This is a genomic window from Enterobacter sp. R4-368, assembly GCF_000410515.1.
GTDB lineage: Bacteria > Pseudomonadota > Gammaproteobacteria > Enterobacterales > Enterobacteriaceae > Kosakonia.
In genome coordinates this window covers 4878340-4898733 of record NC_021500.1, presented here as the reverse complement: position 1 = coordinate 4898733, position 20394 = coordinate 4878340, and the positions used below count along the sequence as shown (strand labels likewise).

Sequence of the window (20394 nt, the reverse complement as noted above, 5' to 3'; positions counted from 1 at the left end):
CAAAACATCCTCGCCAGCCTGATACGCGGCGAAGAGATGGAAAACGGCAACCATTGCACTTTGCTAAAGCTCAGAGGGGAATATCCCCTCTGTGACTTTTTTGCAGTTCTCGTTCGGCGCAATTAGTAAGAGAAGGGGGAACGATGCTGTGCCTCTTTCAGCATCATTTGGGCATCTTCACCCGCCGCAGTATAGAGCGGCGCACTGGCATCCCGCGCAACCGCGAAAATGGCATTCGCGACATCATCCGCATGCGTCACGGGCGCGTTGCTATCGCCCACACGCTGGATAAACTCCTGCACCATTTGCCCATAGGCGGGATCATCGATGCCGGCAAAATAGGCGCGCGCATTCTCGCCAAACTTCGTTTCCGGGGAGCGCCCCGGTAACACCACGTGAACACGAATACCAAAAGGCCTGGCTTCAATGGCGAGTGACTCGCTCCATGCATTCAGCGCCGCTTTACTGGCGCGATAAAGGCCAATCAGCGGCATCGCCCGGGTCGTTACGGATGAAGAGACGTTAATGATCACCCCTGCTTTTTTCTCTCTCATCAGCGGCAGAAACGCCTGGGTTAATGACAGCGTCCCCAGCACATTGGTGTTCATTAACTGCTGCGCGGTGGCAAGCGACGTAAGTTCGACCGGTACAGGTGCGCCAAAACCCGCATTGTTCACCAGAACATCAATCGCGCCCGCCGCTTTCACGACATGGTTAATGCTCTGCGCGGAAGTAATATCGAGCGGCAGGATCGTCAGTTTATCGCTTGCAGGCAAACAGGTTGGGTCAGGTGTTCGCATGGTGGCAATCACTTCCCAGCCCTGCTGTAAAAAAAGTTTTGCTGCGGCAAGACCAAAACCTGAAGAGCAACCGGTAATCAGTACAGTAGACATATGTGATCCTCTTTGGTGGCAAGAGCAGCGATCATAGCGGCTACCAGCCGGACAATATATAATCAAACGTCCCGCAAACTTTAGAGAGCGTCCAATGTCAGATCCGCTAACCGATATTGTTGCCCTGCTCAACCCCAGGCCATCGCATTCAAAACTCGTTGAAGGGCGCGGCCAGTGGCGTATTGTTCGGGAATCTGGCGGAGAGGCCTTTTACTGCGCCGTGCTGGAAGGCGAATGCCTGATCACTGTTAACGGCAAAGGTCCAACGTTGCTGGTTGCCGGTGATTTTATTCTGATACCCGCCGCGTACGTTTTCGAGAACACCAATGCGGGCGGAGCTGGCTCAACTGACATCACAACGCCAACGATTATCAGCGAAGGACATGTGCGGATTGGCGCAACCAGCGGACCCGCCGATCTGATCATGACTGTCGGCCACTGTGAATTCGATACGCCGGATAAGCAACTCATCGTCTCTTTGCTGCCAAATGAGATCCTGATTAAAGGGCAACGGCGTTTCGCCACCTTGCTTGAACTTCTGCTGGATGAAAGCCGGGCCCGGCGACCAGGGCGCGACGGGGTATTAATGCGGCTTTTACAACTGCTGCTGGTCGAGTCGTTACGCAGTAATGATGATCTGCTGAAAACAGCTGGCATCCTGAAAGGGCTGCAACATGAAAAGATCGCCGTCGCGCTGCATCTGATCCATGAAAAACCGGGTGTTGAGTGGCAAATTGCCCAGCTCGCCCGCCACGCCGCCATGTCCCGCTCGGCTTTTTTTGCCGCTTTCAGTGAGACAGTCGGGATGCCGCCGGGGCAATATCTTCTCTTCTGGCGCATGTCGTTAGCGAAAAAAGCGCTGATCAGCAGCAAAGAGAAAATTGAACAAATTGCCTTTCACGTCGGCTATCAGTCAGCGAGCGCCTTTAACGTGGCATTCACGCACTATGTGGGCGTTCCACCAGGCGTTTTCAGACGCCAGAAGATCCCGCAAATGCGTTCCCCGGCGTTAAGCAAGGAGCAGGCTTTTCCTTAAGCCCACGCCCGCGTGCCAGAAGGGTATTTTATTGCGCGGCAAGTGCCGTCACGACGTCGCGGTAAGTATGCAGCGGGCGGCCAAGAAGCGTGACCAGTCGCTCTCTGTCGCCATCCTGCGGGAGCATGCCGTGGCTGACGTAGCGCTCAGCCATCAGACGCATTTCGTAGGCCATCCATTTCGGCATAAATTCCGCCATGCTTGCTTCAAATGCACCCGGGTTATCTCCGCCGTAGATAATCTCGCGGCCCAGCACCTCGCTCCATACGGCGGCGGCGCTCTCGCCGGTCAGCGTATCGGGGCCGACAAGATTAATCGTCTCGACAGGCAGTTTTTCGCTCGCCCGATCGCGTCGTATCAGTTCAATGGCCGCCACTTCAGCGATATCGCGGGTGTCGACCATTGCCAGGCCAATCCCGCCGATCGGCATCGGATAAACACCGTGATTCATGACCACATCCTTAATCATGGCCTCATTGTCAATAAAGTAGGTTGGCCGCAGGATCGTGGCGCTAAAGTCCATCGCGTTAAGCATGCGCTCGGCCCCATATTTCACGGCGAAGTGCGGCACATTCACGGCAACCTCGGCGCCAAAGACAGAGAGGTAAACCACACGTTCAACGCCGCACTCGCGGGCAATGTTGAGGGTAATCATCGTCTGGGTATATTCGTCGCTCGTGACCGCATTCAGTAAAAACAGCGTCTTGATGCCGCTGAAGGCGGCGCGCAAGGCGTCGATATCCAGCATATCGCCTTTCACAACCTCCACATTTTCGGCAAAACCGGCCTTTGCGGGGTCACGGGTCAGCACGCGGAAATCGGCGCCGCGGCGAAGAAGCTGGTTAACAATATGGCGGCCGACGCGGCCGGTAGCTCCGGTGATCAGGATGGACATGGTATTTACTCCGTGGTGTTTGGTTGGTGTGAGCAAACACTATCGCGATCCATTTTCGCTTTGAAGATGCTATTTTTTAGATGGTTCGTTCCATAAATGAGACACCCATGGATATTAATGCCCTTAAAGATTTCCACCTCATCGCGGCCTCGGGCGGGATCGGCGCGGCCAGTCGCGCCAGCGGAAAGCCCAAAGCAACCCTGTCACGCAGGCTGACGGATCTTGAAGAGGCGCTCGGTGTGCGTCTTATTGAACGCGGCGGGCAGAGGCTGCACATCACTGAGGCGGGTGAACGCCTTTTGTCACGCACCGTTGGCGCAATCCGTGACATTGATGAAGCGGTCGAATCCGCGCGGGAAGCGTCGGCAACTCCCGCGGGATGGCTGCGTATTGCGGCCCCGCTGCTCTTTTCGCAACTCGCTCTCGGGCAGCTTCTGGCTGAGTTTCGCCGCCGCTACCCTCGCATTTACGTTGAAGTGATTTCTGAAAATCGAATCAGCGATCTGGTGGATGAGCATTTTGATGTCGCGATCCGTATTAATCCGCACAAAAACAGCACGCTGGTTGGCAGACAGTTTGCCAGAGACAGACTGGCGCTGGTGGCGGTTCCCGCGCTTGAGATGCCGCTCAGCGATGCGCAAAGCACGCCTGCGATCCCGGCAATTGTGATGTCAACTTATTCGGACGGCGAGCTCTGGACCATTCAGGGCGGAGAGCTCTGGACCATTCAGGGCGGAGAGCGTCGTTTCGCGCCGCAACCGGTGATGCGCCTCTCTTCCCTGCTGACCGTGCGCGATGCCGTGCTGGCAGGTGCCGGCGCAGCGATGCTTCCGCAATCCATCGTCAGCCAGCAACTGGAAAAAGGTGAGCTGGTGTGCTGGGGAGAAGCCGATACATTGACTGAACTCTGGGTGCTGCACACCGCCCGTCGCCTTCAGAGCCCCAAAGTTAAGGCTTTTGTGGAGTTTATCTGCGAGCACTATCCCACCGGCTGGTTCTCTGTCTGAACCAGCCGATTCGGGTATTAACCGGAGATAACTAGTTGTTAAGAAAAAGATTTAGCACCGCGCTGTGAGGGCATTATTGTTGATTGCCCAACCACGAGCGAATTCTCACGCTGTGCTGTGCTGTGCTGTGCTGTGCTGCGCTGGTGTCCGGTGTCCGGTGTCCGGTGTCCGGTGTCTGGTGTCTGGTGTCTGGTGTCTGGTGTCTGGTGTCTGGTGTCTGGTGTCTGGTGTCTGGTGTCTGGTGTCTGGTGTCTGGTGTCTGGTGTCTGGTGTCTGGTGTCTGGTGTCTGGTAAGAGAGTGTTATTCTGTGTAGAAAACCACCAACGCTATGCGAGGTTACTTTGCCTTTAAATCTCCATATTCGCCCGGCTCTTGCTGATGAGGCCTCAATGCTGGCTGAACTCCGCGTTGAAGCAATGCGCCCGAGTCTTGAGGCGATCAACAGATTCGATCCCATCAGAGCACGCGAACGCTTCCTTTCGACATTTACGGATAAAGAGACGTTCATCATCTGCTACCAGCATGAGATCGTGGGATTTTACGTGCTGCGGGATTTCCCGACGTACCTCTATCTGGATCACTTCTATATCAAAAATCAATTTCAGGGTAAGGGCGTGGGAAAAGAGGTGGTGCAGCGCATACAGCAAAAAGCCAGACATCCCGGGAAAGCTATCCGACTCATCGCGTTGAAAGCAAGCCCGGCGAATGATTTCTACCGCGCTCTAGGGTTCATGTTTGAGCGAGCTGAAGGCGTTGATAATCACTACATATGGCCATGTATTGACGCTGAATGATGCGCTCCTTTTCAGTGACGTTGAAGTAAAACAGTACCGCTGGCAGCGGGCGATACTCTCGCTTTAGCGGAGGTCGCCGCTAAGTTTACAGGCGGTTTATGACGTCAGCCGATAGTGCGACTGCACCAGACCCGAAGGGAAGCTGCGGCTTGATAACAGAGTCAACTCTATATCCCCATTCAGGGCTCCGAACAACGGTTTTCCCGAACCGAGCAGGACAGGAACCGTAGTGATAACGATATCGGCGACCAGACCTTCGCGCAGGAACGACTGTATTACCTGCCCGCCATCGATATAGACGCGATGCGCGTTATGCGCCGCCAGGTCAGTAAGCACCTCCCCTGGCGTGCGGCATGAGAACTGCACTTTGCCCTTCAGCTTCTCGGGCACGGGAGTATCGCTTAGCTGTCGGGAGAGCACCAGCACGGGTCGATCATAAGGCCATTCGTCAAAGGTCAGCACCTTCTCATAGCTGCCCCACCCCATAACGATCCAATCTTTGTCCGCGATAAATGCTGCATAGCCATGATCTTCTGTCGGGTCATCGCGCTGCAACAACCACTCGATGTCGCCATCCTGTCGGGCGATATAACCATCAAGACTGACCGCGATAAAAACATGTGTGGTGACCATTATGTGCTCCGTATTCAGGTTGCATATATCCCGTAGAGTTTAGGGATGTGAGCGATAAAGACCTGCTCCCTGCGGAAAAACGTAGCATGAGAGCAGCAACGTTCCCATTATGGATTAAGGCAAAAAATCGTGTGGTGTTGAGTCCAGGATGGAGCGAAAAGCCGTGATCTGCTCCCCATAAAGTAACCTATCGCCATGTTAACAACGCCCGCTCCTGGCACTCAGCAACTGGTCAAGGGGCAGGCATGTCGGCAGTCAGTATTTATCAATGATGCCCTGACTGACGACATAAAAAGCAATCGCCAGGGGGCTATTGACAGCCTGTTTACGCCTGAGTAGGCTCACCGGCACGTCGCGAAAAACGATCCTTTCTGCTGTTGAATTGATCGCGTACACGTCGATTCTGTTTCCTTACAGTTTGACCAGCGTCTTCGAAATCAACCGCGTTGTTGCCATGACATGGCGAAAGCGCTTATCGCTACCCGTCGGTAGCGGTACGATAAACGGAGCGTACCTATGTCAAACTCAAATTCTGACCCGCAGTTATCTGTCCGTTCTTTTCCTGCTTTTTCTGCTCCTGTGTGTGTAGATGGTAGTAACACGATGAAGGCGATCCGTTATCACGCGTTCGGTGGGCCTGATGAATTACGCGTTGATGAAATTCCTGTTCCTCACGCCGGGCCTGGCGAGATTCGTATTGCGGTGCATTATGCCGGGGTGAATCCATCGGACTGGAAACGCAGAGAGGGCCAGTATCAGGCATTCGAAGATGGGGTGTTGCCACTCACGGTGGGCGTGGAGGCCAGCGGCGTTGTTGATGAGATTGGCGATGGCGTTTCCGGCGTTGCCATCGGCGATGCGGTATTCGGTTTTGGTGATGGCACCGTCGCGGAGAAAGCCATCCTCTCGCACTGGGCGGTCAAACCCGCTGCGGTATCTTTTGCGGTGGCAGCAGGCTTGCCCGTAATGACTGATACGGCCAGCCGGGCACTCGATGAAGTGAATATAAAAACGGGGCAGACGCTGCTGGTTAGCGGGGCGGCAGGCGGTGTAGGAACGGCTATCGTCCAGCTTGCCTGCCTGCGCGGCATAACCGTTATTGGTTCAGCAAGTTCCCCAAAACATGGCTATCTCGCCTCATTAGGCGCCATTCCGACCACGTACGGTCCCGGTTTACAGGAACGAATAACTCACTTAGCGCCGGGAGGTGTTGATGCGGCCATTGACGTTGCGGGTTCCGGGGTCATACCTGAATTAATTTCAATCGTGGGACATCCCGCTCGCGTGCTTTCCGTCGCGGATTTATCTGCAGAGCAGTATGGCGTGAAATTTTCCCACGGCCCGCCTGTACACCCGGAGCTGATCCTCGCAAATATTGCCCGTCTCTGTGCCGATGGCCTGTTTAAGCTTCATATTCCGGGCGTATACCCACTGCAACAGACTGCCGATGCACATCGGGTAAGTGCAGAAGGCCACGTGACCGGCAAACTCGTCATCAAGGTTTGCTGAAGTGCAGCTTGCCGGAAGCAATGGGTTACCCGTCACGTCTCGCTCTTCCATTCGGGTGCAGCCTCGATGCCTTCCGCCATGCAATGCACAGCCATCAGGTTGAGGTTATCGGTTGTCAGACATAGACAAATTTTTCGCCAGCCATTGATAACGCAGAGAGCGATTTATCTTCATGCCAGCCGGATGACAGGCAGCGTGGGCCACAATTTCCGGCCCACGAGCCTTGTAAGTTTCCTCGCCGTTAACGGTGTTCGCTCAGCGCGGCAATATCCTGCGGGGTTGTACGGCAGCATCCGCCAATAATTCTCGCTCCCGCCGCTAACCACTGGGGCAAATATGCCGCTAAGGATCCGCAGCTCCCGCCGTGTGTATGCCACGCCTTGGTAACGGCATCATAGGTTTCACCAGAGTTAGGATAGACAACCAGAGGCAGCGCACTGAGGCTTTGCAGATGTTTGAGGGCGGCAGTGGTTTTGCTCAGCGCAATACAGTTAATCCCCAGCGCAACAATTTGGGGACAACCAGACAGCGCATTTACCACCTGGACCAGCGGTGTGCCGTCGCTCAAATGCTTGTCGTCACGTAAGGTAAAAGAGAACCACGCCTGCGCTTGCGGATATTCAGATAGCAGGTCTGCCAGCGCGACGATTTCGGCGAAAGAAGGTAACGTTTCACAGGCCAGCAGATCGGTACCGGCATTGAGCAATGCGTCAATGCGCGGGCGATGAAATGCCTGAAACGCCTCGTGGCTGCACGCGTAGTCGCCGCGATACTCCGAGCCATCTGCCAGATAAGCACCGTATGGCCCAACAGAGCCCGCCACCAGCAGCGGACCGGCATTGGGGTTTTCTGAGCGATAAATGTCACTCGCCTCTTTTGCCAGTTTCACACTCTGTGCAATCAGCGCTTTCGACTGCGCCTCAGTCAGCCCGCGAGCCGCAAAACCAGCGGGTGTGGCCTGGTAACTGGCGGTAATGGCTATCTGTGCGCCCGCCCGAAAGTAATCCAGATGCACGTCCCGAATACGCTGCGGATTTTCCATTAACACTTTGGCCGACCAGAGATTATCGACAAGGCTGCATCCGCGCGCTTCAAGCTCAGTGGCCAGGGCACCATCCAGCACGGCAAAGGGATGATGTTCAAGCAGCGTGGTCAGGGAGTTACTCTGCGGCATAGTCAGCCTCCTTCAAGGTTGTTTTCCGGGTGAGAAAATAGGCACCGTAGCAAAAGGCGACAAACGGCAGACCACAATAGAGCGCAATGCGCTGATCCGCATCGAACGCCAGCCCGATGCAGGCCAGCAGACACAGCACGAATCCAAGTACCGGCACCAGCGGATACCAGGGTGCCCGGTATTTCAAGGCCGCAGATGACTTGCCCGACTGTAAGTGGCGGCGACGAAAGACAAAGTGGGCCGCGCAGATGCTGAGCCAGACAGCGACAACGGCAAAGCCTGAAATGGCACTGAGCGCAACGAAGACAGTATCAGGGGCAATCACACTCGATAACAGCGCCAGCAGACCACCAAGCATCGAGACAGAAAGTGCTATCAACGGCACGCCATTTTTGTTGACGCGGGCAAAACAGCCCGGCAACGTTTTTTCGTTTGCCAGCGACCATAGCATACGACCCGACGCGTAGAGCCCGGAATTCGCCGCAGAAAGGATAGCGGTCAGGATGACAAAGTTAAAAATATCTGCCGCATACGGAATGCCGATTTTTTCAAAGACCAGCACAAACGGGCTCTTCTCAACCCCGGCCACATTTGTCGGAACCAGCGCGGCAAGGACAAAAACGGTGCCGATAAAAAACAGGATCAAGCGGGCAATCGTCGCGCGGATCGCAACCGGGATAGCCTGGTGCGGATTTTCTGTTTCACCCGCCGCGATACCGATAAGCTCCGTACCGGAAAAAGCAAAATTGACCGCCACCATGGTCATCAGAATGGGCAGACCGCCGTGCGGGAACCAGCCTTCGCGGGTGAGGTTAGAAAGCCCCGGAGACGGTGAACCATCCTTCAGGGAGATAAACCCGAAAATCACCCCGCAGCCCAGGATGATAAAGACGAGAATGGTCGCGACTTTAACCAGCGAAAACCAGAACTCCCCTTCGGCAAAGAAACGGGTTGAAATCGCGTTAAGACAAAAAATTACCGCACAAAACAGGGCGCTCCATATCCAGACTGGAACCTGCGGAAACCAGTACTGCATACAAAATCCGGCGGCGGTAAAGCTTGAACCCAGTGCAACTGTCCAGGTAAGCCAGTATAGCCATGCCACGGTATACCCTGTCGCCGGACCGATATAGCGCGCCGCATAGACATGAAAAGCGCCGGTAACCGGCATCGCCACGGAAAGCTCGCCAAGGCACTGCATCACCAGCCAGACGACCAGCGCCCCAATCAAATACGCCAGCAGTGTCCCTGCCGCCCCCGTAGTGGAGATGATGTATCCGGTATTAAAAAATAATCCTGTGCCAATGACGCCACCCAATGACAGCATAATCAAATGGCGGGTTTTCATGGTGCGCTTAAGCTCGCCATTTTCTTGTTGTGTTTGCATACCACCTTCTAAACGTATAGATGTCTAAATGTCCGTTCCGGGGTACTTTATATCGTCATTATCAACAAAAGGCCAGCACCAGGCTGACATCCGGGTTGAGACACGCAGAAGCAAGGGGCGTACAAAGATCGGGAAAGCGGTTTTTTCAGCGCACTACCCGGAGGAAACAAGATAAGAATGTCGGGTATCCGGATGCCCCGCCGCAGGAGTGAAAATATCTGTGGCTGTGGGAATGAGTCCTTTTGAAGGGGTTATACCAGCGGGCTTTCGCAGCGCAACGACGCAAGCGATACAACCCTGCGCCCTCTGGTGTAACCCGACGAGACGCAAATCCATTATTTTCAATTACATGGATTATGGACTCAGGTGAAATCCGATAATTTTTGCCCGGAAACGATCAGCTCGTTGAGCAACATCTGACGGCGCTCCTCCGGCGTATCGCGACTCACCATAAAGCAGATTGCGGCGACGGCTTGCCCGCTTCGGGAACGAATCGGTGCGGCCATACAGCAGGTAAAACTCTCTGATAAGCCTTCCGTCAGGCAATATCCCTGCTGTCCGGCACGATGGATATCATCGAGGAAGGCCTGTTTGTCGAGGACTTGCCCGCTCGCCAGACGGTAGTCCTCTTCGGGAATGAGATCGAGAATGGCACTATCCGACCAGTTACTGAGCAGCAGGCGACCGGTGGCAGTCCACGGAATCGGTACTCGCACCCCGACATCTGAGGTGATTTTGAACGGATGGGCATTACTTTCCGACAGCACGACGGTGTACTTATTCCCTTCCAGCATACAGAGCTGCACCGTCTCGCCATGACGGGCAACGATCTCAACCATTAACTGATGTGAGCGGCGGATCAGATCGTTATGGGCCATGTAGTCCGCACCGTAATAGTGCATTTCACGGCCGAAGAACACCGCGCCTTCGGCATCCAGTTCAAGCAACCCGGCCTCACTCAGCAGGTTAACAAGTTCATATACGCTGGAACGCGGCGCGCCGGTGGCGTCGATCAAATCGCGCATCGCCATGGGCTGACGAGCGATATGCAACTGGCGAAAAATGTCGATAACCCGGTCAACACCGCGCGCCCGCGATGGCTTCTCGTCCGGCATAAGCAAATTCTCCTGATGCAGTCGGGCGGTCGCGCCAGACAGTAAAAAAGAAAAGCATCATACACCCAGCGTCGTCGTTAACCCATCCCCGTTAATTAAAATTTCATCGCCAGCATTTATATTTCTTTGTTCTATTTTGGGGCCTCATTTTAGCGCATGAGCTGCAGGTTATTTTTTTAAATAACGACAGCGATAACATTTCCGGCCAGGAATTTCCTTCATTACTTTTTTATTTTGCGATCGCGACGACATCACGAGAAATTAAATTCTCCGCGATATATTGCAAAAGCAAAAAACCTGTGCAAATCTTGCTCTATCCGATATTGCAGATATAAGTCTGATATACCAGACAACAAACACCCGGCACTAACGGGTATTCTCAGAACCAAAAGGAGCAGCGTTGCATGACGATTAAGCGTTATGGCATTGAAGGCGGCACCGGTACGGGTGGGCAGAAACTGCCGTTCGCACGGGCAGTTGAGGCCGATGGCTGGCTGTATATCTCAGGCCAGACACCGATGCGCGAGGGCGAAGTGGTGGAAGGCGGTATCATCGAACAGACGCAACTGGCGTTCGATAACTGTCTCACCATCATGCGGGAAGCAGGGTATCGCGTGGAAGATGTTGTGCACGTTACGGCGGTATTAACCGACGCGCGCTATTTCAGTTCATTTAATAAAGTATTCAGAGAGATATTTAGTGATAATCCGCCAGCACGTATTTGTAGCGTGCAGGATTTAGTGGTCGACTGCAAAGTGGAAGTGGATATGAAATGTTTCCGCGCTGACCGCAAATAATTAAAACCGTTAAAACAGGCTGCGCTTTTTATTTTTTTCTTCGTCAACACCAGGACCGCCTGTTATTAATTGATGCTTTTGCTTTTTCACCAGAATATCCCGAAATAATCAGCGCTGCCGCTGCGCGGGCGATCGCCTGACTTATCACGGGTGACACGGTATTACGCCGTCTCGTCAAACATTAAAAGAGAGCATAAAAAATGAATGCAACAACATCGCTGAAATTAAGTGCCGCAGCACTGGCCGGCGCGCTGGTTTTGCTGGCTGCCGCAGGCTGTACGCCAACCGAAGAGAAAAAAGAAGCGGGTGCAGCGCCGCAGTCTGCACTGCAAACCGTCCTGCAGCGCGGCACACTGCGCGTGGGCGACTGCCTGAGCTTTGCCCCGTTTGGTTTTTACGATAAAGACGGTAACCCGGATGGTTATGACGTCGATCTGGCCAAAGCGCTGGCGAAAGAGATGGGCGTCAAACTGGAGATGGTCAACACCACCAGCGCCAACCGCATTCCTAACCTGCAAACCAATAAAGTCGACGTGGTGTTCTGTAACTTCACCCGCAATCTGGAGCGCGCCAAAGAGATCGGTTTCACCAACCCATACGTCGTGGCGAGCGAAGCCATGCTGGTGCGTAAAAACAGCGGCATTCAGTCCGCGCATGACATGGCCGGAAAAACCATCGCCACGGTGAAAGGTTCCACCAACGGCGACGAAGTGCGCAATCTCGGCATCGACGTGAAAATTCAGGAGTACGACTCATCCCAGGCGGCGATTCTGGCGGTGAAGCAGGGACAGGCTGATGCGATGATCGAAGATAACAACTTCCTCGCCTATCAGGCGAAGCTCGATCCGTCGCTGACCGTGACCAACGAAGCGCTGGTGCCGCTGGAGTACAACGCCTTTGGCGTGAAACTGGGTGATCAGGTGTGGACCAACTATCTGAACGAATTCCTTTTTGAAATCAACGCCTCCGGCGAGAACGCGCAGCTGTATGAGAAATGGTTTGGCAGTAAACCGCGCTACCCGCTGAATCCGCAATACTGATTGTTCGCCCGCGGTGCAGCAGCCGATGCTGCACCGCCTGAAGGAGTCACACCATGAGTTATCAATGGCTAACCCTGTGGCGCTACGCCGATACCTTTCTGGACGCTGCCTGGCTGACGCTACAGGTCACGCTGCTGGCGTTTATCCTGGCGGTGGCACTCGGGCTGCTGGCTGCGCTGGCAAAATCCTCGCCGCTGGCGCCAGTACGCTGGCTCAGCCACTGTTACGTCGAGTTCATCCGCAATACCCCGGTGCTGTTGCAAATTTTCATTATCTTTTTTGGTCTGCCGTCGTTGGGTATCACCATGAGCGCCTTTACCGCAGGCGTGCTGGCGCTGGGGATTAACGTGGGCGCTTATCTGTCGGAAACCTTCCGCGCCGGCATTCAGTCAGTCGCGAAGGGGCAGCTCGAAGCGGCGTATATCCTCGGGATCCCGCGCCGACAGATCTTCCTCAGCGTGGTGCTGCCGCAGGCGGCACGCGCGGTGTGGCCTGCCATTATCAATAACCTGATTCAGTTACTGCTCGGCACGTCGCTGCTCTCCGCCATCGCGTTGCCTGAACTGACCGGCACCGCAACGGTGATCAATGCGCGCACCCTGCTCTACATCCAGACCTTCAGTATTGTCGCGCTGGTCTATCTGCTGCTGAGCAATCTGTTCTCATGGCTTGGCAACATGGCAGGACGCCGGATGTTCCATCCGCCGCTGGTGACGCCGGTAAAAAAGCCCGGCTGGCGGTGGGCAAAAAAATGGCTGATTAATCCAGCGAAACGGGAGAATGCGCTATGAGCGAACTTATCATCAACTCGCTGCCAATCCTGCTGAAAGGCCTGGTCATCACGTTACTGCTCTCCATCGCCGCTATCGTTGGCAGCACGCTGCTCGGGTTACTGGCGGCAGTGTTACGCACCAGCCGTTTGCCGGTCGCCAGGCAGATCGCCGTGCTCTATACCGAACTGTTTCGCGGGACGCCGGTACTGATCACGCTGATGTTTATCTATTTCGGCGTGGCGTACTTCGGCTATGAAATCAATCTGTTCGCCGCCGGGATCCTTGGCCTGAGCATTTATCAGGGCGCTTACATTGCCGAAGTATTCCGCGCCGGGATTGAAGCTGTCCCCAAAGGCCAGTGGGAGGTGTCGTGGATCCTTGGTCTGACAAAACGCCAGACGTTTCTAAGCGTGATCCTGCCGCAGACGCGCGGCATCGTGCTGCCGCCGCTGGTGGGTCAGTATCTTTCGTTGATTAAAGATACCTCGATTGTCAGCATGATCGGCATGTCGGAATTGATGCACCAGGGCCAGGCCATTGTCGATCGCATCGGTCAGCCGGTGGTGATTTACGGCCTGGTGGCCCTGCTCTACTTCGTTGTCTGCTTTCCGCTTTCCCGTTGGGTTCAACATCATCAAACCAGGAGCCAGTTATCATGAGCAAATCCGCCATTACGCTGAGCCGGATCACCAAATCCTTTGGCTCAACCCAGGTACTGAAAGAGATAAGCCTTGATGTGTCGCCCGGCGAAGTGCTGGTGCTGATTGGCGCATCCGGTTCCGGCAAAAGCACTGTATTACGCATCATGAGTGGGCTGGAAACCGCCGATGGCGGGGAAATCTGGGTGAATGAAGTACCGCTTCACGACCGCAAACGCAGCAGCGAAATCTGTGGCCACGTCGGCATGGTGTTTCAGCAGTTCAATCTGTTCCCCCATAAAACCGCGCTCGGTAACGTGACGCTGGCGTTGATTAAAGCGCAGAAACTGTCCGAGGCCGAAGCCAATAAACGCGGTATGGCGGCCCTGAGCCGTGTCGGGCTGGCCGAGCGCGCGCACCATTATCCGGCCCAGCTCTCCGGCGGTCAGCAGCAGCGCGTGGCGATTGCCCGCGCGCTGGCGGTGGAGCCGAAAATTATGTTTTTCGATGAAGCGACGTCCGCGCTCGATCCTGAACTGGTTGGCGAGGTGATGGAGGTGATGCGCAGCCTGGCGCGTGAAGGTATGACCATGGTGGTGGTCACCCACGAAATGGGTTTTGCGCGTAAAACCGCTGACCGCGTGGTGTTTATGGATCAGGGCGTGATCGCCGAGCAGGGGTCGCCGGAGCAGATCTTCGTCAATCCGCAGAATCCGCGCACCCAGCAGTTCTTATCGCGTGTGCTTGAGCACTAACAGGAGGCATGATGTCGATTCACTTTCCCTTGCAGGCGGACGGCGCGCTGGATGCGCTGCAACCTGCGCCGCGTTTTAAATCGGTCGCCGGATCCGGTAATCAGCCGCTGGCTAACGGTGTCCAGGTCTTTAACAGCCCGGATGTGTTTTCCCCACTGATGTTGATGAAGCAATCCGCGCTGGAGAATAACCTGCGTCAGCTGGCAGCGTTTTGTCGTGAGCAAGGCGTAATGCTGGCGGCACACGGCAAGACCTCAATGTCTGCGGCAGTCCTGCGCCGCGCCGTCACTGAAGGCGGTGCCTGGGGATTGAGCGCCGCCACCCCTGCGCAGGTTCGCGCGTTGCGCCAGTTCGGCATTCGTAACGTCTTCCTCGCCAATGAACTGGTCGACCCTGCCGGCATTCGCTGGATAGGCGAATGGCAAAAGCAGCATCCCGACCATAATTTCCTGTGCTACGTCGATTCGCTACAGGGTGTTCGTCTGCTGGAGCAACATCTCGGCGACAGCCGTATTGCGGTACTGCTGGAAATGTCGGTCAGCGGCGGGCGCACCGGCTGCCGTTCACCCGCTGAAGCACTGGAGATTGCCGCCGCGATTGCCGCCAGCCCTGCCCTGCAACTGGTGGGTGTTGCGGGTTATGAAGGCGCACTCGGTGCCGGACGTGATGCCGCAGGCGTGCAGCGCGTCAAAGATTACTGCCAGATGCTGATCGACACGGCGGCGCTGCTGGCTGAAAAACAGTTGTTTGCCAGCGAGCAGATTATCCTCAGTGCTGGTGGCGGCGCATGGTTCGACGTGGTGTCGGCGTGTTTTACGGCCGCGAATCTGCCACTGCCCATGACGCCGCTGATTCGCTCCGGCGCTTACATGGCGCACGACAGCGGGCTGTACGCGCGCATTGCGCCTTTTGCGCAGCCCGGAGCTACGCATCATTTCACCGCTGCGCTGGAGATCTGGGGACGGGTGTTGTCGCGCCCCGAGCCAGGCCTCGCGTTTGTTGATTTCGGACGCCGTGATGTGCCGTTCGATCAGGATCTGCCCAATCCGCTGTGGGTGCGCAATATCGATGGCAGCGCCCCGCGTGCTGCGTCTGGCATGCGTATTAGCGAGGTGAACGATCAACATGCCTATTTGTTGCTGCCGCAAGAGGATGCGTTAAAGCCCGGCGACTGGGTGGGTTGTGGTATTTCGCATCCCTGTACCGCCTTCGATAAATGGCGGTACTTGCCGCTGGTTGACGATGATTACTGCGTCACGGATTCACTGGAAACCGCATTCTGAGCCAAACATCGGGCGGTAACGGCGCGATAGGTCGTGCTGTTTTTACCTGTGCGATTGCACCGCGCTTATCCGTTCTTTAACTATCACGACATGCAGGCCGGGAAGCGATTATTCCGGCCAGTACGATTCGGCTTTCACTTTTAATAAATGGCGTAAACGCTGCGCTTCCTTTTGCGGTGGGCACCCAAAGAACCGGCTGAATTCTCTGCTAAATTGTGTCGGACTGAGGTAGCCAACCCTTAAAGAGGCTTCGCTGGCCGTGACATTGCGCTTCACCATTAAAAAACGCGCCTGGTGCAGCCTGATGGAAATCAGATACTGTTTGGGTGTTGTGCCGGTGAATGCCCTGAAATGGCGATGAAAAGAGGGAGAGCTCATGCCTGCTTCTTTAGCCAGCGTCTCCACGGCAACAGGCTCCATAAACCGGGTATGCATCGTACGGATGGCGGCAGCAATTTGTCTGAAATGCCCTTTACCGGAGAGGGCCGCTCTGATGGAGGCTCCCTGCGTATCGATCAGGACGCGATAATAAAGTTCTTTCAGAATACCCGGCCCCAGAATTCTGGCCTGCTCCTCATCAGAAAGCGCCAGCAGAAGGCGATACACCGTATCGGCCAGTTCTTCTCCCAGCGGGCTGGAAAACATGATTCCCGCCTGCTCATTTTCGCTTACCTCGCTTTCGCCCATTTCAATCAGTAATTCGGCAATCGTGGCGACATCAAGCGATACGGACATAGCCAGCAGCGGTTCTTGCTGGCTGGCAGTCGTCTGGCTGTTGAAAGGAAGAGGCGCTGAGACCACCAGATAATGTCCGGGATCGTAGGTAAATTCCCGCCCGCCCATCAAAGCGGTTTTCTTTCCCTGCAGCACAATGACAATGCACGGTTCGTAAAGGACGGGCGTGTGGGGCATCGACTCATTGACCCGCAACAGTTTTATCGCCGTCATACGGGTGCGCGAGTAGCCCTCATCAGGCGCAAGCGCCAGCAAAGCAGGGATCATTTTTCGCGTAAGGCTTGAGGTAAGTCCGGACACTGCCCCCTCCGAATATATAAAAAGATAATTTTTTGCGTCTGCATAAGGTTATCGAGCACAATTCTGACAGAAAAAGATAATCTTTGTACAGGAACCTTCATTGTTGCATCGCTCTGCTTTCCCCTATCCTTTTCGCAGCAAAAGAAAAGCACAGACGTTATGCATTTCCCTTATGAATCAACATGCTGCCTTATGACAGGCACTGGCGGGAAAACGTCTCACTGACACGCCCCGCTGCCGCCTGTCGCGCCTGGCGTAGTTTGAACAGATCCCCCGCTTTTCACACCGTCAGATCGGCAGCGCAATCAGGTCAATACCGGCGGCTGAAGACGATGACGTTCAGGCGAGGCAATGCAAAATTTGAGGAATAAAAATGGCAGATTTTTTGGGATTAACGAACAAAGTGGCAATTGTCACCGGTGCCGCAGGTGATATTGGCAGGTCCACCGTAAAACGTCTTGTTAGTCATGACGCGAAGGTGCTGGCTCTCGATATCGACCCGGCAGTTCAGGCCCTGGCACAGCGCAATCAGGTGGTGACGCAGATATGCGATGTCAGCCAGGAACAGGAAGTCATCAGCGCCCTCACTCTCGCGCAGTCGGAATTCGGCGGCGTGGACATTCTCATCAACAATGCGGGCAAGACACTGAATAAACTCGCTACCGAAACATCCGTTGAAGAGTGGGACAGCATTATGGCCATTAATGCCAGAGGGTATTTTCTCCTCAGCCGGGAAAGCCTGAAGGTAATGCAGCCCCGTCGGCAGGGAGCGATTGTCAATGTGGCCTCCGTAGTGAGCATGGTGGGCATGAAAGCCACGTCCGCTTATTCGGCCTCTAAAGGCGCCATCGTGCAACTGACGAAAGTGCTGGCGCTGGAAGCCGCTGAGTATGACATCCGGGTTAATGCCGTCGCCCCCGGCGTCGTCGAAACAAATATTCTGTCCGGCATAGTGGAAGACAGTCGGGCGACGCTTGCCAGCTACGGCCACGCGCATCCCCTTGGACGAGTGGCTCAGCCGGAAGAAATTGCGGAAGCCATTATCTGGCTTGCCTCACCGAAAGCGAGTTTCGTGACGGGAACGGTATTAATGGCAGACGGCGGTTATACGGCACAGTAACAAGGAGCCAGTGATGAAAAAGCAGAGCATTTTAATTATCGGAGCCGAGAAAGGACTGGGTCACGGGCTGACAGCAGCCTATCTGGAACGGAGCTGGGACGTTTTCGCCACACACTTACCGGATACGGATACCTCCGCCCTGCGCGCGCTGGCAGAGATCTACCCTGGCAATCTGATGACCGGCGAGGTGGATGTCACCAACAGCGCCCATATCGGGCCACTTCTCGACAGGCTACGCGAACGGCAGTTTGACGTTATTTTTATGGTGGCCGGAATTTTCGGCCCCTTGCATCAGTCCGTGTTGCAGGCATCTGACGCGGAATTCCAGCAAATTATGCTGACCAATGCGTTTGGCCCTGCCCGCCTGGCCCGGCACCTCCTGCCGGTGCTTAAGCCTGCGGGAAGCCTGGTTTTTATGTCGTCGCATCGGGGGAGTATCGCCAGCAATACCGAACCGGGGATCGGTCTTGAGCTTTACCGGGCCAGTAAAGCGGGGCTGAATATGCTGGCGCGTTGTATATATATGGATATCAGCCAGGGAGAACAGACGGTACTGTCGATTCATCCTGGCTGGGTGGCGACGGCGATGGGCACGCTGGATGGTACGGTGGATGCGGAGATCGATGTAAAAACCAGCGTCAATGGCATGATCAGTGTGATTGAGCAACACCGCAACGCCAGAAGCCACCTGTTCCTCGATTACGAGAACAACAGCTGGCCCTGGTAATAACCGACAAACCAGCCTGTATCTTTTCCAGGTTTACCCCGGCCCCGGGAATACACATCCGGAGTTAGCCTGTTGGCGTTATTCAGAGAGCCGGGGGCATTTTCAGGCCTCAACCCGCCTGTCGTATTTATTTTCCTCCGCATGCGTTCGATCGTATTCAGCCTGCGCCAGTGCAATGGCCGGACCAAACTCCTGCGCCCAGTTCGCCAGCGCAATAAAAGGCTGCTGCAGTGACTGCGCCAGCGGCGTAATGGTGTATTCCACACTCACCGGATGCGTGGAGAGAACGTGACGATCAATTAAACCGTTTCGCTCCAGCCGTTTCAGCGCATCGGCCAGCGCTTTGTGGGTAATTCCGTCCAGCCGTCGGCGAAGTTCATTGAACCGGCAAGGTTCCGTACACAGCACCGTCAGAATTAATATCGACCATTTATTGGTGATATGTTCTAACACCAGGCGGGTATTTCGTTGTTCTATCAGGCAATTATCGTGGTTTTCTGGCATGGCGGTATAGTCACTTATAGTTGGTATAGCGAAAGTGCGTAATTGATATTAAGTATAGAATTTATATCATCTGTTTTCGAGACCTCAACCGGAGAAATCAGATGGGTAAGATAGAGAAAAAAGTCGCTGTGGTGCTTGGTGGTGCAAAAGGGATTGGGCTGGCGATCAGCCAGCGTTTAGCCACCGAGGGGGCTGTTACCTGGTTCACTTCACGCCGGGCAGAAGAGCTTGAGACAGCCAAAAGCAAAATATCAGGGACCGCGATGCCGCTGCAGGCCGATGTCAGTCAGAAGAACGAACTGAGCCGTATCATGCAGACCATTGCAGAAAAATCAGGTCAGATAGATATCCTGATCATCAATGCCGGAATGTCGGAATACGCCCCGCTTGAAGAGGTAAGTGAAGAGCATTTTGACCAGACGTTTGGCCTGAATGTTCGCTCCCCCGTTTTTGCCCTGCAGGCAGCATTGCCTTTGTTGAAACCCGGCAGCAGTGTCGTTCTCATCGGTTCAATTGCTGATGTTCTCGGCACACATGGATACGGCGTTTACTCGGCCAGCAAAGCCGCACTGCGCTCTTTTGCCCGCACCTGGACACGCGAACTTGCCGCGCGCGGTATCCGCGTTAACGTTGTTGCACCCGGACCGATAGACACTGACATGATGGCCGCAACCTCTGATGAGGTGCGTAAAGGCTTAACCAGCGCAATACCACTTGGCAGAATGGGCCAGCCTGAAGAGGTAGCCAACGCTGCATTTTTCCTCGCCAGTGACGAGAGTTGCTATATAGCAGGTGCTGAGATTTGCGTTGATGGCGGCATGACGCAGGTTTAAGCCTTCATACGACGGCCATCCCAGGATGGCCGTTCAAAGTAACGGCAATACCAGATGATGTCGGTTATCCAGTCTGCAAATGCGCGCACCGCGCGGGAAAGAAAGCGTTGATGCGGGTACAGCACGTTGACCGGTACGGACAGCGCTCGTAATAGAGAACCACCCGACTCGCCAGGTTTATGGCATGTGCTGACCAGGCTGCTCCCGGCCAGCATCCCTGTAACTCTACTGGTCGCTTTTTGCGCAGTGAGGGTCAGTCTTTTCCTTGTGCAGAACGCAGGGCGAAGGGTTGATGCAGCGCCGGTAATGCAACGGACCTGACAGGCAGCCCTGAGCGAGGAGCGGAAGCTCGCACAATATAAAAGTGGCAAGATTGCTTAAGTCGTCAGAGCTGACAGCGAAGTGTTGACCATTTTGCAGGATGTCCGATGAATTCACCCAATGC

Annotated in this window: 23 protein-coding genes; 14 read left to right on the top strand and 9 right to left on the bottom strand. The window is 54.9% G+C overall.

All coding sequences use genetic code 11. The features are described from left to right. Positions 1 to 122 precede the first annotated feature (122 nt). Positions 123 to 893 (bottom strand): SDR family oxidoreductase, encoded by a 771-nt coding sequence (locus tag H650_RS22820; RefSeq protein ID WP_020457363.1) that lies wholly within the window; start codon positions 891 to 893, stop codon positions 123 to 125. Between the two features lie 94 nt (positions 894 to 987). Between H650_RS22820 and H650_RS22815 the strand changes: the two genes are divergently transcribed. Then, a complete protein-coding gene (locus H650_RS22815; RefSeq protein WP_020457362.1) occupies positions 988 to 1929 on the top strand; it encodes an AraC family transcriptional regulator in 942 nt (313 codons plus the stop codon). Positions 1930 to 1957: 28 nt separating this feature from the next. Here H650_RS22815 and H650_RS22810 read toward each other — a convergent pair whose 3' ends face one another. Beyond that, entirely contained in the window at positions 1958 to 2824 is an 867-nt protein-coding gene (locus H650_RS22810; protein WP_020457361.1) for an SDR family oxidoreductase, read from the bottom strand. Positions 2825 to 2931: 107 nt separating this feature from the next. On the opposite strand from H650_RS22810, the gene H650_RS22805 reads away from it, so the two are divergent. The 3 genes from H650_RS22805 (at position 2932) to H650_RS22800 (ending at position 4626) form a co-directional block, all read left to right on the top strand. Next, positions 2932 to 3831, top strand: a complete 900-nt coding sequence (locus tag H650_RS22805) for a LysR family transcriptional regulator (RefSeq protein WP_020457360.1) — start codon at positions 2932 to 2934, stop codon at positions 3829 to 3831. Between the two features lie 171 nt (positions 3832 to 4002). Continuing rightward, positions 4003 to 4125 carry a hypothetical protein gene (locus tag H650_RS26095; protein ID WP_286141458.1) on the top strand — a complete coding sequence of 41 codons (123 nt, stop codon included), beginning with the start codon at positions 4003 to 4005 and terminating at the stop codon, positions 4123 to 4125. Between the two features lie 96 nt (positions 4126 to 4221). Then, positions 4222 to 4626 carry a GNAT family N-acetyltransferase gene (locus tag H650_RS22800; protein WP_020457359.1) on the top strand — a complete coding sequence of 135 codons (405 nt, stop codon included), beginning with the start codon at positions 4222 to 4224 and terminating at the stop codon, positions 4624 to 4626. Positions 4627 to 4722: 96 nt separating this feature from the next. On the opposite strand, the gene H650_RS22795 is transcribed toward H650_RS22800, so the two are convergent. Then, positions 4723 to 5259 (bottom strand): dihydrofolate reductase family protein, encoded by a 537-nt coding sequence (locus H650_RS22795; RefSeq protein ID WP_020457358.1) that lies wholly within the window; start codon positions 5257 to 5259, stop codon positions 4723 to 4725. Positions 5260 to 5862: 603 nt separating this feature from the next. Between H650_RS22795 and H650_RS22790 the strand changes: the two genes are divergently transcribed. Continuing rightward, a complete protein-coding gene (locus H650_RS22790; RefSeq protein WP_020457356.1) occupies positions 5863 to 6768 on the top strand; it encodes an NADP-dependent oxidoreductase in 906 nt (301 codons plus the stop codon). Positions 6769 to 7009: 241 nt separating this feature from the next. Here the strand turns inward: H650_RS22790 and mmuM are convergent, their stop codons facing one another. The 3 genes from mmuM to H650_RS22775 all read right to left on the bottom strand — a co-directional run bounded on the left by mmuM (position 7010) and on the right by H650_RS22775 (position 10444). Continuing rightward, complete coding sequence (gene mmuM / locus H650_RS22785) at positions 7010 to 7942, bottom strand: homocysteine S-methyltransferase (RefSeq protein WP_020457355.1); 933 nt, start codon at positions 7940 to 7942, stop codon at positions 7010 to 7012. Next, a complete protein-coding gene (gene mmuP, locus H650_RS22780; protein ID WP_020457354.1) occupies positions 7929 to 9329 on the bottom strand; it encodes an S-methylmethionine permease in 1401 nt (466 codons plus the stop codon). The genes mmuM and mmuP overlap by 14 nt, the downstream gene beginning before the upstream one ends. 362 nt (positions 9330 to 9691) lie before the next feature. Then, positions 9692 to 10444, bottom strand: coding sequence for an IclR family transcriptional regulator (locus H650_RS22775; RefSeq protein ID WP_020457353.1), 753 nt, complete (start codon positions 10442 to 10444; stop codon positions 9692 to 9694). Positions 10445 to 10848: 404 nt separating this feature from the next. On the opposite strand from H650_RS22775, the gene H650_RS22770 reads away from it, so the two are divergent. From H650_RS22770 to H650_RS22745, 6 genes are all read left to right on the top strand, one after another. Then, positions 10849 to 11241 carry a RidA family protein gene (locus H650_RS22770; RefSeq protein ID WP_007372873.1) on the top strand — a complete coding sequence of 131 codons (393 nt, stop codon included), beginning with the start codon at positions 10849 to 10851 and terminating at the stop codon, positions 11239 to 11241. A 200-nt stretch (positions 11242 to 11441) separates the two neighbouring features. Further along, on the top strand, positions 11442 to 12281 hold the full coding sequence (locus H650_RS22765) for an ABC transporter substrate-binding protein (RefSeq protein ID WP_020457352.1): 840 nt from the start codon (positions 11442 to 11444) through the stop codon (positions 12279 to 12281). Between the two features lie 53 nt (positions 12282 to 12334). Next, positions 12335 to 13072, top strand: coding sequence for an amino acid ABC transporter permease (locus tag H650_RS22760; protein ID WP_020457351.1), 738 nt, complete (start codon positions 12335 to 12337; stop codon positions 13070 to 13072). Further along, positions 13069 to 13713, top strand: coding sequence for an amino acid ABC transporter permease (locus H650_RS22755; RefSeq protein ID WP_020457350.1), 645 nt, complete (start codon positions 13069 to 13071; stop codon positions 13711 to 13713). The genes H650_RS22760 and H650_RS22755 overlap by 4 nt, the downstream gene beginning before the upstream one ends. After that, a complete protein-coding gene (locus H650_RS22750) occupies positions 13710 to 14447 on the top strand; it encodes an amino acid ABC transporter ATP-binding protein (RefSeq protein ID WP_020457349.1) in 738 nt (245 codons plus the stop codon). Before H650_RS22755 ends, H650_RS22750 begins: the two co-directional genes overlap by 4 nt. An 11-nt stretch (positions 14448 to 14458) precedes the next feature. After that, complete coding sequence (locus H650_RS22745; protein WP_020457348.1) at positions 14459 to 15730, top strand: alanine racemase; 1272 nt, start codon at positions 14459 to 14461, stop codon at positions 15728 to 15730. A gap of 108 nt (positions 15731 to 15838) precedes the next feature. Here the strand turns inward: H650_RS22745 and H650_RS22740 are convergent, their stop codons facing one another. Then, positions 15839 to 16765 (bottom strand): AraC family transcriptional regulator, encoded by a 927-nt coding sequence (locus tag H650_RS22740; protein WP_238328364.1) that lies wholly within the window; start codon positions 16763 to 16765, stop codon positions 15839 to 15841. Between the two features lie 373 nt (positions 16766 to 17138). Between H650_RS22740 and H650_RS22735 the strand changes: the two genes are divergently transcribed. Together H650_RS22735 and H650_RS22730 are read left to right on the top strand one after the other, a co-directional pair. Next, the gene (locus H650_RS22735; protein WP_020457346.1) at positions 17139 to 17885 is read left to right on the top strand and encodes an SDR family NAD(P)-dependent oxidoreductase; all 747 of its coding nucleotides are present in this window, start codon (positions 17139 to 17141) and stop codon (positions 17883 to 17885) included. Positions 17886 to 17898: 13 nt separating this feature from the next. Beyond that, a complete protein-coding gene (locus tag H650_RS22730) occupies positions 17899 to 18612 on the top strand; it encodes an SDR family oxidoreductase (RefSeq protein ID WP_020457345.1) in 714 nt (237 codons plus the stop codon). Between the two features lie 102 nt (positions 18613 to 18714). Here the strand turns inward: H650_RS22730 and H650_RS22725 are convergent, their stop codons facing one another. Beyond that, complete coding sequence (locus H650_RS22725) at positions 18715 to 19116, bottom strand: winged helix-turn-helix transcriptional regulator (RefSeq protein ID WP_020457344.1); 402 nt, start codon at positions 19114 to 19116, stop codon at positions 18715 to 18717. 101 nt (positions 19117 to 19217) lie between these two features. Here H650_RS22725 and H650_RS22720 point away from each other — a divergent pair, with 101 nt between their 5' ends. Next, on the top strand, positions 19218 to 19949 hold the full coding sequence (locus tag H650_RS22720; RefSeq protein ID WP_020457343.1) for an SDR family NAD(P)-dependent oxidoreductase: 732 nt from the start codon (positions 19218 to 19220) through the stop codon (positions 19947 to 19949). Here H650_RS22720 and H650_RS24975 read toward each other — a convergent pair. Next, on the bottom strand, positions 19946 to 20164 hold the full coding sequence (locus H650_RS24975; RefSeq protein ID WP_071925275.1) for a hypothetical protein: 219 nt from the start codon (positions 20162 to 20164) through the stop codon (positions 19946 to 19948). The two genes, H650_RS22720 and H650_RS24975, sit on opposite strands and share 4 nt — an antisense overlap. Positions 20165 to 20394 lie beyond the last annotated feature (230 nt).